The sequence below is a fragment of the Bacillus sp. DE0042 genome, assembly GCF_007680225.1.
Taxonomy (GTDB): Bacteria; Bacillota; Bacilli; order Bacillales; family Bacillaceae_G; genus Bacillus_A; species Bacillus_A wiedmannii.
This window is the reverse complement of sequence record NZ_VEJP01000001.1, coordinates 1175095-1187125: the sequence shown is the minus strand read 5'-3', so window position 1 is coordinate 1187125 and position 12031 is coordinate 1175095. Positions and strand designations below refer to the sequence as shown.

The window sequence follows — 12031 nt, the reverse complement described above, 5'->3', positions numbered from 1 at the left end:
TCCCCTTGAGCAAGTAAGGGGATTTTTTTATGCTTTTAAACTAATCGCAAAAGATCCATCTGTTTCTTGAACAGACGCGAAAGCAACGCTTTTAATATTAGTGATGCCCTTTTCTTTTAATTCTTTATATAACCATTTTTCGTCCTTATGAATTAACTTTAAGTTATCGTATTGAATTTGCGAATCAACGATAAGGGCAATTGGTAATCCGGCATACGTAACATCTATGTTCAAATCTTTTGGAGTTAATGGTACAAGTTCACGCTTTGGTAAAATGCTAATGGCTCCATTCGCTTCTAAAATAGCATATTCAATTTCGTGAACACTTGGATATCCTGCGACGCGAAGGTTAGATAGAAGTTCAGCGATTGGATATCTACTTTTTTGTAAGTTCTCAAAAATAATGTCACCATGTTTAATTAAAATGATAGGATGCCCGAGAATAAAACGATTTAGTTTGTTTAGTAAGCTTAATTTTGTAAGAAGCAAATGTAAACATGTAATAACGACCATACCGAGAAAAGCTTGCAAAGCACCAGAGACTGGTATGGCCTGAAAAGCTAAATAAGATAAAAAGATAATAGCACCAAAATCATGAGGAGTTAGTTGTGCTAAAGCAGATTTACCGAGCATTTTAAGTGATAGTAAAAATAAGATGAAAAAGAACGATACGTTACATAAAAAGAGAAGCAATAGAGACACTCCTTCGTGCAAAGTTGTACTTACTGTTCCCGAAAGAAATATAAATATTACTTTCCAGAGGATAAATTAGGGTGAATTGGAATTTGTCTGTATACAAACAAATAAATGGATATTATCATGAAAGAAGCAAAGAACTTAGGAGTATATGGATATGAAAAAGAAGAAAATAATTAAGTATATGATAGGAATTATAATGGTTTGCGCCGTTTATGTGGGATTTTTACAATATAACATATATAAGCATGGGCAAATGAATGCTACCTACGATGCAGATTATATAATTGTATTAGGATCGAAAGTGAACGGAACGAAACCGTCGTACTCATTGCAATATCGTATTGATAAAGCAGCTGAGTATTTACAATCACATGAGAAAACAATTGCTATAGTATCTGGAGGGAAAGGAAAAGGAGAAGATATTTCAGAAGCATTAGCAATGAAAAATGGATTAATGAAACTAAAAATTGCAGAAGACCGCATTATAATGGAAGATAAGTCAACGAGTACAGATGAGAATATTAAATTCTCAAAACCGTTAATTCCAGACAATATGAAAAAAGGAATGATCGTAACAAACGATTTCCATATGTTTAGAGCGAAAAAAATAGCAGCAAAACAAGGTTTACAATTAGAAGGTCTTCCGGCCGAAACACCGAAGCGAATTGTCATTCCATCGAATATACGAGAGTATTTAGCTATTACGCAATATTGGTTTATGAATCGAATATAGAAAAAGTAATCCCATCTGGAAGTCCAGTCGGGATTATTTTTGATGAAAATCTTACAAATATGTCATGTTCATGAAAGGTAAAGCGATAGTTTCTAGAACCGATTCCTGACATAATGAAGATAACAAAAACTATTTAGAGGTGAATCGGATGAAAGGAAATAATATATTATCTTCACTATGTTACTTTAGTATCTTTTTTGCACCATTTTTACTGCCAATTATCGTGTACTTCGTTGCGGAGGATGAAGTGAAATACCACGCGAAAAAAGCATTTTGGTCACATATTTTCCCGTATGCGATTTTATTTGGTGGATTAGCAGTATCCGGCATATATGGTTTAAGCTTCAATCAATCCGATGGTGCTGGAATTGGAATGATGATCACATATGCGGTGTTCATTCTTGTAGGGATTTATTACTTCATTTGGAATATCGTAAAAGGTGTTAAAGTTTTGAAAACAGCGTAATAAGACAAGAAATAATTTGATGTAAACCTGTCGGTATTTGTTGGTAAGTCGATATATTCGGAAAATCATCTATATAATTTCATTTACCGTACTAATAGACGTTTTAAAAAAGAGCAATTCAAAAAGAATTGCTCTTTTTGTGCTTATAAGTTGTGAATATTAAAAAAGATATGTTAATTTTTCAATATGAAGAGAAAAAAGGAGTGTTTTTCATGAATGAGATCATACATAAAATGGAGCAACACGTTTCAGTTCGTAAATATAAAGAAGAATCAATTCCGAAAGATGTAGTAGAAAGAATGGTGCAAGCTGCGCAGCATGCCGCTTCTTCACATTTTGTACAGGCGTATTCTGTTATATATGTAACAGATCAAGACCTAAAGGCTAAACTAGCAGAGTTATCTGGAAATCGTCACGTGAAAGACTGTGCAGCATTCTTTGTTTGTTGTGCAGATTTAAAACGACTTGAAATGGCATGTGAACAGCATGGTACAGAGATTAAGCATGAAGGAGTAGAAGACTTTATCGTTGCGACGGTAGATACTTCACTTTTTGCACAAAACTTAGCGTTAGCAGCAGAATCGTTAGGATACGGTATTTGTTATATTGGTGGTATTCGTAATAACCCGAGAGAAGTGAGTGAATTGCTTCATTTACCAGATAAAGTATATCCTATATTCGGAATGACAGTTGGTGTACCAGATGAAAATCATGGAGTGAAACCACGTTTACCAGTAGCAGCAATTCTTCATGAAAATGGGTATGATGAAAAGAAATATGATGAATTGTTAAACGAATACGATGAAACGATGAGCTCGTATTACAAAGAAAGATCAGCAAACAAGAAAAATGTAACATGGACGGAATCAATGAGTTCGTTTATGTCTAAAGAAAAAAGAATGCATATGAAAGAGTTTTTACATGAAAAAGGATTTAATAAGAAATGAGTAAAAAGGCAGACCTGAATGCAGGTTTGCCTTTTTTGGAGGAGAAAGGTCATTGTCTTCGAATAAGTATAGAGGGAGGGGATAATATGAAAAAAGCTTTAATCTTTTTATTTGATGGATTTGCAGAATTTGAAGTGAATATAGCGAGTTTATTTTTGATCAGTAAGGAATTCGAAATAATAACGGCAACAGTAGACGGAAAAACAGTTACAGGAGAAGGTGGTTTTTTGTGTCAACCACATGTCTCTATCGAGCATATTGAAGTAGCGGATTATGAAGTGTTTATCGTACCAGGAGGGCATATTTTTGATCATTTAGAAAATGAACAATTGTTATCTATCGTGAACGAATTACATAAGCAAAATAAATGGATAGCAGGTATTTGTGCAGGAACATCTTTACTACATGCGGCAGGAGTGCTTAATAAGAAGAAATTCTCAACATCATTAACATCAGGTGAAAAATACTTAACGCATTTACATGAATGGGAATATAAACAAAATAAAGATGTAACTGTGGATGGGAAAATCATAACAGCGGTAGGATCTGCGTACGTGGAATTTGCTGCTGAAATAATGAAGCAGCTCAATTTATTTAACGAAGCTGAAGTGAAGGAGAACTTGCAATACTTTAAAAATGTAACAGAGGTTTGTGATGAAACGTTAGTTTAAGTGAAGATAAAAAGCGGCATAATAGCCGCTTTTTATCGTTTAAGTCTATATGTTTTTGTACAATCTAAAGCATATATTATTTTGGAAAACTTACTTATAACAAATGTAAACTTTCAATAAGAAGATACATACCCGTACAACTTAAAAGGATGTACGTAAATATTTTAAAAATCCGTTGATTAAGCCATTTGAAAATAATTTGACCTATATACAAACCTAAAAATACGATTGGAATAGCATACAAACTTGATTCCCAAATTGTTTTGTTTGTGCCAGTAAAGAGTATTTGAGTTAGTAGACTAATGAAATATATAAATAGATAAAAAGCTAAAGTAGTTGCTCTCAACTTTTCTTTTTTCGTATCAGTTCCTGTAAAGTACAGTAACAGGGGAGGTCCGGGCATACCGATACTTGTCGTTAAAAGACCGGATAATCCACCCACTAAGAAATCTCGAGATTTTGTTGATTTAATTTTAAAGTTGCATATTAGCATCAACGTTAATAGTAAGAGCAGGATGCTAATTGCTAATTTAAATGTGTTGATGTTAATGGAAGTGAAAATTAAAATACCAAAAGGAACACCAACTATACTTCCGAAAATTAATCTTTTCAGTAGAATAAAATCAATGTCCATTCTTATTTTCCAGATGAGTGATATGGAAATAATTAATGATAAAATGATATTTATTTGTATAGCTTCTTGTGGTAGAAATAACATGAGTAAGAAAGGTGTTGCCATAATAGAAAAGCCAAAACCTGTACTTGTTTGTAAAATAGAAGCTACTAATATAATACATATGAAAATGAATATAATCTCCAAAATAGCCCTCCTACATAATCAGATCCAATACATATTTTAACATAAAGTGAAACTTTAATCAGTGGGGGCTTACTGACCTTTAATACGGGAAAAAAGCGGCTAAATAGCCGCTTTTTATGCTGCGGTTAATATTCCAATGATGACCCTGTAGCTTTAAAATATTTTTCTCGTGAAGGCGTCATTACACGGATTGCTAATAAACAGGAAAGGAAAAGAATGAGTAATGAGCTGCTTATTACAGTGATTTGAACGGAAAGAAATTGTGCGGATGCCCCAATTGCTAAAATGAAAAAGATTTGGATAAAATTTTTTATGGAATCAAATACGCTATCAATACGTCCCATCATATGTACAGGGATGTTATTTTGATAAAATGTGATAAAGCCAGTACCAGCAAATGATGAAGAAATGCCAAGTAAAATGAAACCACTCGCTGCAACTATAAATGAATTTGAAAAGGCGAAAATTACATAGCCTATTGCTGTGAAAATCATACCTAATCCGATACAATGTTGAATTGGTAATCGTTTAGCAAAGAGAGAAACAAGAAATGAACCGAAAACGTAAGCAGCACCAGTTATACTAACAAGCATGCTATATTCTATATTGGATAAAAACAGTACTTGTTTTGTGAAAACAACCTCTTGTGAATCGAGTGCCATAGAGACAAGCATAGTAGCTTGAAATAAAACGAATATGAGAATAATGTAACTTTCAGTTCGAGCGAATGAAAAAACTTGTTTCCAATCACTTCGTAATGTTTGTACGAAAGTATTTGCAACTTCTTCGTTTTGTTTTGTTTGTAGTGTAATGTTTGGCAAGAAGTAAATGAGAATGGTAGAAAGTAGAAAGGAAAGTGAGTTGCAGTAAATCACAAAGGATGCTGAGTACGTGGTGAGAAGTATTCCAGCAAGAGCTGGACCGATAATAAAAGCCCCGTTTGTAAATAAGCTATTCCAAGCGTTAAATTGAGCGCGTTCTTCAGCTCGTATGAGCATCGTTTTATAAGTGAATGAAGCTGGATCGAAAAATGATGTAGCGATGCGAGTTAAAAAGATAAAAATATAAATGGCCCAAATAGAATCAAATAGTGGAATACAGCCAATAAGAGCTGCCCGAATTATATCTGTGATGAGCATAATGGACCGTTTGTTTAATCGATCTACTATACTACCAGACCATATTTTTGTAACAACGGTGGCAATTGGACCTACAATCCATAATCCTGCTACAGCAGCAGGGGAGTTTGTGCTATTTAACACCATTAAGTTTAGGGCGATGAGATACATAAAATCACCTAAACGAGAAATTCCTGTTCCCGACAATAATAATAATTTATTTTTCATGAGCAGTTGGACCTTTCTTTCATTGTTTTTTAATCCTGCAGGAAATAGAGTATTCCTCTTCGGAGTTTGATTGACGAGCGGTTTTGTTTTCCCAGCGTAATAAAACTTGTGTAACTTCCCAAGTAAGCTGTTGTAATTCCTCTGGAGTTAAAAATAAATGAGATACAATATGACTGCCTGTATTCGTTCCTTCTGTGCCGCTTTCTTCAATATAGAAATGAGCAGATTTTGCCTTGTAATATTTTTCAATAATTCCTCGTTTTTCTTTCGTTTCTACTAATTCCAGTAATCCTCCATCATATAAAATTTGAACGTGATAATGAACGCTACCAGCAGATTTATTTAGTTTAGTAGCTACTTGCTTTGCAGTGAGTGCCTCGTCTTTTAAAAGGTGAAGAATTTGAATGCGAGTTGCATTAGAAATGAGCTTCTGCTGCTCAGCTGAAATAGTAAGTCTATCGTCAAACATTATGATATCTCCTTTCTTATGATCTAAATTTATTGTACATTCTAAAAAATTAGAACGTAAGGAAAATAAATCGCCTTTTTCCTTTATATTTCGACATAAATAAAAATAGCATGTCCATAAACATGCTATTAAGTGATAGTGGATTCTTTACTCAGTTTCCCGCGATAAAACAGGTAAAGCCATATAAAACTAACAAAAATACAGCAGATAGCTAAAAGGCTACCAATAACTTGCGGAGAAAGGACTTCTAAAAGCGCTCCAGTAAAAAACATAGATAGCTGAATAAGAGATCCGTAAATGGAATAATGGAATGAAAAAACTTTACCCATCATATTTTCCTTCGTATAAGTTTGAAGTAATGTCGTATCAAGTGGAACGATGATTCCTCCTGCTATGCGCATACAGAGCAATGTAATGATACCGATAATAAGTTGATTGGACAAAATGAATCCGAGAAAGAAAATTCCTTGTAGGAAATAGGCCCAACCGAATACTTTTTTCATTTTTTCTTCATTTTTAGATATATAAAGGTTAACGAGGAGGCTTCCAATCATAAGCCCAGCCCCTTGAACCGTATATAAAATTCCAATGTTGGTGTGGAAAATTTTTTCGGCATAGATCGTTAGAAGTAGCTGATAAGCGCCTCCAATCATGCCCCATGAAATGCCGACAAGAATTAACGTTAAAATAATTTTTGTTTGTAATATGTATGTGTAACCATCTTTTATATCAGTGAAAAATGTTTTTTTCTTGTTACAAGTATCATGAGAAGGGACACTCATAGTATAGATAAAATAGGCTGAAATAAAGTATGACAGGCTATTTACTAAAAAAGCGAACTCAATATGTAAAGATTGTGCAAGGATTCCGCCTAAAGAAGCACCCATAATAGACATAAAACTATTAATTGTACTAGAAAGAGAGTTAGCAGTTACGAAATGATTTTGGTGTACGACATTTTTTAAGGTTGCTTGTTTAGCCGGCTCAAATAAACAAGAAAGTACGGATAAACATATATTAGAAATGAAAATAATCTCAATTTTATATAGTGCAAATAAATAAGTGAGGACGATTATGCCTCGTAAAATATCGGTAAAAATAAGAATCTTCTTTTTAGGAAAACGATCTACAACTCCACCTATGAAAGGGCTAAGAAGAAGTTGAGGTAATCCTTTACTTATAAAGTGAAACTTTAATCATTGGGGGTTTTGTTCATCCCTCAATGATTATTAGTTGAACCAATCGGGCTTTACGGGCAGTTGATCCCACATGTAACTTCTTGGCTTTCGTTGAATTTTGAGGTGGGGGTCTTACTGCCCGTTAATGCGGGGTAAAGGTGAGTGCAATCATAAATGGAGATTCCGTCATGCTATAGACGAATGTTAATAAAGCTACAGTATGAAACCAATCTCCAAGTACACTTAACGTTTGCCCGTAAAATAATTTATTGAAGTTTTTATTTGTTTTTAGAAGTGTGGAATAAGAAACTGACATAAAATTTAATCTTTATGTAATGATGATGCTTGAACTTGTTTTTTCCACTTGCTTAAGTACACTTTCTCTGCTGTAGGAAGTCCAGTAGGTAATTGTGCAATTAATTCTAAACTATTTCCGTCAGGATCGTTAAAGTATACGGCGGCATGTGCTAATTCTGGAAAAACAATCGGTTCAATTGGTTCCATTCCAAGATCTTTTCGTGCTGAAATTCCTTTTTGATTTAGCCAATGAATCGCATTTTCTAAATCATGTAAGCTTACTTGAAAGGCGATGTGTCGTAAAGAGGGATGATAATTAACTTTGTATTCTGTGCCTTGCCAAAGACCGAGCCAACTTTCGTTTTCTTTAATCCAAAAGAAAGCAATATCATCTCCTCTTTTATATAATTTCAGTCCAAGTGATTCATAAAAAGATATTGATATCTCTAAGTTCCGGACAGGTAAATGTGCTTCGTAAAGACCTTTAATCATTGTAATCCTCCTTAGTAAAATATTTCTTATTTCATAGTAAACGTTTTTTTATTAGTTGAAATCACAAAAAAGAGGGATATCACTTCATACGAAAGTATGAAAAAACAGCTCAAATATGAGCTGTTTTCGTATAGTTTTTCGTTCATTTGTTAAGGATAGGATATATTAGTATCCGTATCCGCCGCCACCCCAGCAGCTACATCCGATGATGATTAGAAGGATGAATAGTACGATAAGCAAAGCAAATCCACCGCCGAAACCAGCGCAACTTCCACCATAGCTCATATGTTTTCCTCCTTTTGAGTAAGTTAATCTATATAATTCATGGACTACTATATACAGTATGTTTTTTGTATGGAAAAGGAGCCAGTCTCTTTTGTAATTAGACAAACGCCTGTATGGTCATTTTGATTGTATATTGAGCTAGGGATATGTGAAGAAATCGTTATATATTTTGCGATTTGTTCATAAAAAAGTATAAAAATTGTAAAAAAAACCATTTTTATATTTTTTTATGAGAGGATTTGTACTATAATTTTACAAGTAATATTATGGGAAAAGGGAGTTTTAGTAAAGAGATGGAGATGGGAAAATTACACAATAAAATAGAAAACAAAAAAAAAGAGCTAATTCAACTTGTTGCTAGACATGGATTGGAACATGATAAAGTTTTGTTATTTAGCCGAGATTTAGATATACTTATTAATAAGTTTATGAATGTAAAAGATAAAGTACATAAATAATTTGTAGTTTTTTATATTAAGATACTTTGTGAAAAAGGAGAGAAAAGTATTTGGAACATTTACAAGAAGAGCTATATAAACAAATAAAAGAAGAAAAAGGTATTGTTACAATTTTTTTAAAGAGTGGCGTTAGAATAGTAGGAGAAGTTGCTGCAATAGACAAATTTACCGTTTTAATGTTAGTTGATGGAAAACAACAACTGATTTACAAGCAGGCTGTATCAACGATAATGAAATAAGACACTCAAATTGAGTGTCTTTTCATTATCGTTTGCAAGCTTCCACGTCAATGCCGGCAGCTAGTAATTTCTTTTCTCCATCTTGCTCGATGATTTTTTGTAATTTAGATAGGAAAGAATCAAAGTTTGTATGCTTTGCCACTTGGAATGTCATTTTATGCTCGATTGGTAGCCACGTATCAATATCAGCTTCGTTATGCTGAATTTTCACCTCAAGTTTATCAAGTGCGTTAGCTACTTTTGCTTCGTACGTTTCTTTCGCTTCAAACTCCATCCATAAATCATATAATTCCTCACCGAGAGAACCTTTTAATGTTCGTTTAATATTTAAAATGGCTTCTTGCTCATTTTTTTGTTTTTGTAATTGTAATTCATGACTATTCATTGTATCAAAAGCAGGAATATCACCAGCTTCTGCCTCGACTAGGTCGTGAATGATAACCATTTTAAGTAATTTTTCAATATTTACTTTTTGATCTAAATAAGGCTCGACTAAAATGGCCATTAGAGACATGCGCCACGTATGTTCAGCAACGCTTTCTTGACGTCCGTTAGAAAGCCAGCTATGTCGCATTTCATATTTTAGTTTTTCTGCTAGTGCAATGACTTGTAAAATGTTATGTTCCATCGTGATCCTCCTCATATTTCCATACTATAATTCTAATATAGAAATGAAATGTGTCAATTCTATGAGTATATTGCGATAAATAGATGATGAGCGTATAATACTTATTATATGTGAAAACGCATTATTAAAATAAAAAAATGTTTTATAAAAATGAAAAGGGAAGGGCCGGAATATGGGAGACGAAAATCAAGTGTTTGCTAGACCAGAAAGAAAAAAAAGGAAGTTTGATATTTCTAGCCCAGTGGGCATAATAGTAGGTTTTGCTATAGTGATAGCGGCAATTATGATTGGCGGCGGCGGAGTAAAAGCTTTTAAAAACTTTTTAGATGTTTCATCTATTTTAATTGTAATAGGGGGAACAACTGCGACAATTGTTGTGGCATATCGATTTGGAGAAATAAAAAAATATACGAAAAGTATTTTTACTGTTTTACATAGAAAAGAAGAAGATTTAGAACAGTTAACGGATTTGTTTGTCAATTTTTCGAAAAAGTCTAAAAAACACGGTTTGCTTTCTTTAGAAGTTGATGGAGAGCAAGTAGACAATCCTTTTATTCAAAAAGGAATTCGATTAATGTTAAGTGGTTACGATGAAGATGAATTAAAAGAAGTGTTAATGAAAGATGTTGAAACGGAAGTGTATGAGTTAAGAAAAGGGGCAGCATTACTAGATAAAATTGGCGATTTCGCTCCAGCTTGGGGCATGATAGGGACTTTAATCGGTCTTATCATTATGCTTCAAAACTTGCAAGACACATCGCAAATTGGTACAGGGATGGCAGTTGCGATGTTAACGACATTGTATGGGTCAGTACTTGCAAATATGATTGCAATCCCTCTTGCTGAAAAAGTGTATCGTGGTATTGAAGATTTATATACAGAGAAGAAGTTTGTTATTGAAGCGATTTCAGAATTATATCGCGGTCAAATTCCTTCTAAATTAAAGTTGAAACTCGATACATATGTATACGAAACAAAGATAAAAAAAGTAAAACGAGCAGCCTAATATTTCAAGGAGTGGTATGGTTATGATGCAACGACCGCAAAAGGGATCGCCTCGTTGGATGACGACTTTTACAGATTTAACGATGTTATTATTAACTTTCTTTGTATTACTAGTTGCTACATCAAAGCAGGATGCAGTAAAATTGTCACAGATGCTTGAAAAGTTTAGTGACGTGGAGCAAGTAGATGCAAAAGTAATGGAAAATACAATACCAGATATTTCACATGAAAAAAATGATGAAAAAATGGTCTCTAAAAAGAGAATGGACGAATTATATAAAAAGTTAAAAGCATATGTAGATAATAACGGTATTAGTCAAGTGAATGTATATCGAGAGGATACGGGAGTAAGCGTCGTTATAGTAGATAATTTAATATTTGATACGGGTGACGCGAACGTTAAACCAGAAGCGAAAGAGATAATAAGTCAATTAGTTGGTTTTTTCCAATCAGTACCAAATTCGATTGTTGTTGAAGGGCATACAGATAGTAGACCTATTCATAATAACAAATTCCCTTCTAACTGGGAGCTGTCTTCAGCAAGAGCAGCAAATATGATTCACCACTTAATCGAAGTGTATAATGTGGATGATAAAAGGCTAGCTGCGGTAGGATATGCAGACACAAAGCCAGTTGTACCAAATGATTCACCGCAAAATTGGGAGAAAAACCGTCGCGTTGTCATTTACATAAAAGAATAGTATATTATCATTTTAATAATAAAATAATGAAAATACGAAAATTCTTTTAAAAAAATATTAAATTTTATCATTTTATTTTGTATAATGAGTGAGAATGATAAGGTGAAATATTAAGATATATTTATACATAGAAGGAGAGAATTAAAAAGAATGGCACATAAAATTTTAGTTGTAGACGATGCGATGTTCATGCGAACGATGATTAAAAACTTATTAAAAAGTAATTCTGAATTTGAAATTATTGGTGAAGCAGAGAATGGAGTAGAAGCAATTCAGAAGTTTAAAGAACTTCAACCGGATATTGTAACATTAGATATTACTATGCCAGAAATGGACGGACTTGAAGCATTAAAAGAAATTATTAAAATTGATTCAAGTGCAAAAGTTGTTATTTGTTCCGCAATGGGGCAACAAGGTATGGTATTAGATGCAATTAAGGGTGGGGCAAAAGACTTTATTGTAAAGCCATTCCAAGCAGATCGCGTAATTGAAGCTTTAACAAAAGTAGCAAACAGCTAATATAGAAGGGGTGCCACAAGGAATCTAAACATTGATAGCGGATATGCGTGTGGCCCCCTTTTTTCTTGCTTTAAAACA

General features: G+C 33.5%; 16 protein-coding genes and 2 pseudogenes. 9 read left to right on the top strand and 9 right to left on the bottom strand.

The features are described 5' to 3' along the window. Nucleotides 1-27: 27 nt before the first annotated feature. Nucleotides 28-693: a DUF421 domain-containing protein gene (locus FS802_RS05825; RefSeq protein ID WP_000923940.1), complete on the bottom strand. Its 666-nt coding sequence runs from the start codon at nucleotides 691-693 to the stop codon at nucleotides 28-30. Between the two features lie 160 nt (nucleotides 694-853). On the opposite strand from FS802_RS05825, the gene FS802_RS05820 reads away from it, so the two are divergent. From FS802_RS05820 to FS802_RS05805, 4 genes are all read left to right on the top strand, one after another. After that, nucleotides 854-1432: a YdcF family protein gene (locus FS802_RS05820; RefSeq protein WP_070168617.1), complete on the top strand. Its 579-nt coding sequence runs from the start codon at nucleotides 854-856 to the stop codon at nucleotides 1430-1432. 148 nt (nucleotides 1433-1580) lie between these two features. Beyond that, nucleotides 1581-1898, top strand: a complete 318-nt coding sequence (locus FS802_RS05815; RefSeq protein WP_070168618.1) for a magnetosome magnetite crystal formation protein family — start codon at nucleotides 1581-1583, stop codon at nucleotides 1896-1898. A 212-nt stretch (nucleotides 1899-2110) separates the two neighbouring features. Further along, the gene (gene nfsA, locus FS802_RS05810; RefSeq protein WP_098653828.1) at nucleotides 2111-2845 is read left to right on the top strand and encodes an oxygen-insensitive NADPH nitroreductase; all 735 of its coding nucleotides are present in this window, start codon (nucleotides 2111-2113) and stop codon (nucleotides 2843-2845) included. An 86-nt stretch (nucleotides 2846-2931) separates the two neighbouring features. Beyond that, nucleotides 2932-3516 carry a DJ-1/PfpI family protein gene (locus FS802_RS05805; RefSeq protein ID WP_098653827.1) on the top strand — a complete coding sequence of 195 codons (585 nt, stop codon included), beginning with the start codon at nucleotides 2932-2934 and terminating at the stop codon, nucleotides 3514-3516. A 94-nt stretch (nucleotides 3517-3610) separates the two neighbouring features. Here the strand turns inward: FS802_RS05805 and FS802_RS05800 are convergent, their stop codons facing one another. From FS802_RS05800 to FS802_RS05770, 7 genes and pseudogenes are all read right to left on the bottom strand, one after another. Continuing rightward, a complete protein-coding gene (locus FS802_RS05800) occupies nucleotides 3611-4336 on the bottom strand; it encodes a sulfite exporter TauE/SafE family protein (protein ID WP_098653826.1) in 726 nt (241 codons plus the stop codon). 125 nt (nucleotides 4337-4461) lie between these two features. Further along, the gene (locus FS802_RS05795; RefSeq protein WP_098653825.1) at nucleotides 4462-5682 is read right to left on the bottom strand and encodes an MFS transporter; all 1221 of its coding nucleotides are present in this window, start codon (nucleotides 5680-5682) and stop codon (nucleotides 4462-4464) included. A gap of 19 nt (nucleotides 5683-5701) precedes the next feature. Beyond that, nucleotides 5702-6151 (bottom strand): ArsR/SmtB family transcription factor, encoded by a 450-nt coding sequence (locus FS802_RS05790; protein ID WP_098653824.1) that lies wholly within the window; start codon nucleotides 6149-6151, stop codon nucleotides 5702-5704. Between the two features lie 128 nt (nucleotides 6152-6279). Continuing rightward, nucleotides 6280-7335 (bottom strand): annotated as a pseudogene (locus FS802_RS05785) (MFS transporter); the annotation flags it as partial. A 151-nt stretch (nucleotides 7336-7486) separates the two neighbouring features. Continuing rightward, nucleotides 7487-7645, bottom strand: a pseudogene (locus FS802_RS05780) (MFS transporter); the annotation flags it as partial. 5 nt (nucleotides 7646-7650) lie between these two features. Continuing rightward, nucleotides 7651-8118, bottom strand: a complete 468-nt coding sequence (locus FS802_RS05775; RefSeq protein ID WP_098653823.1) for a VOC family protein — start codon at nucleotides 8116-8118, stop codon at nucleotides 7651-7653. Between the two features lie 165 nt (nucleotides 8119-8283). Continuing rightward, the gene (locus tag FS802_RS05770) at nucleotides 8284-8403 is read right to left on the bottom strand and encodes a YjcZ family sporulation protein (RefSeq protein ID WP_000120179.1); all 120 of its coding nucleotides are present in this window, start codon (nucleotides 8401-8403) and stop codon (nucleotides 8284-8286) included. A gap of 239 nt (nucleotides 8404-8642) precedes the next feature. Between FS802_RS05770 and FS802_RS05765 the strand changes: the two genes are divergently transcribed. Together FS802_RS05765 and hfq are read left to right on the top strand one after the other, a co-directional pair. Next, nucleotides 8643-8861 (top strand): aspartyl-phosphate phosphatase Spo0E family protein, encoded by a 219-nt coding sequence (locus tag FS802_RS05765; protein ID WP_033656016.1) that lies wholly within the window; start codon nucleotides 8643-8645, stop codon nucleotides 8859-8861. 50 nt (nucleotides 8862-8911) lie between these two features. Next, nucleotides 8912-9100 (top strand): RNA chaperone Hfq, encoded by a 189-nt coding sequence (gene hfq, locus FS802_RS05760; RefSeq protein ID WP_098653822.1) that lies wholly within the window; start codon nucleotides 8912-8914, stop codon nucleotides 9098-9100. Nucleotides 9101-9125: 25 nt separating this feature from the next. On the opposite strand, the gene FS802_RS05755 is transcribed toward hfq, so the two are convergent. Then, nucleotides 9126-9728 carry an HD domain-containing protein gene (locus tag FS802_RS05755; RefSeq protein WP_000400773.1) on the bottom strand — a complete coding sequence of 201 codons (603 nt, stop codon included), beginning with the start codon at nucleotides 9726-9728 and terminating at the stop codon, nucleotides 9126-9128. 172 nt (nucleotides 9729-9900) lie between these two features. Here FS802_RS05755 and FS802_RS05750 point away from each other — a divergent pair, with 172 nt between their 5' ends. The 3 genes from FS802_RS05750 (at nucleotide 9901) to FS802_RS05740 (ending at nucleotide 11953) form a co-directional block, all read left to right on the top strand. Then, nucleotides 9901-10734 carry a flagellar motor protein MotP gene (locus tag FS802_RS05750; protein WP_098653821.1) on the top strand — a complete coding sequence of 278 codons (834 nt, stop codon included), beginning with the start codon at nucleotides 9901-9903 and terminating at the stop codon, nucleotides 10732-10734. Nucleotides 10735-10756: 22 nt separating this feature from the next. After that, entirely contained in the window at nucleotides 10757-11434 is a 678-nt protein-coding gene (locus FS802_RS05745) for an OmpA family protein (RefSeq protein ID WP_098653820.1), read from the top strand. 150 nt (nucleotides 11435-11584) lie between these two features. Continuing rightward, nucleotides 11585-11953, top strand: coding sequence for a response regulator (locus FS802_RS05740; protein ID WP_000940570.1), 369 nt, complete (start codon nucleotides 11585-11587; stop codon nucleotides 11951-11953). Nucleotides 11954-12031: the final 78 nt, after the last annotated feature.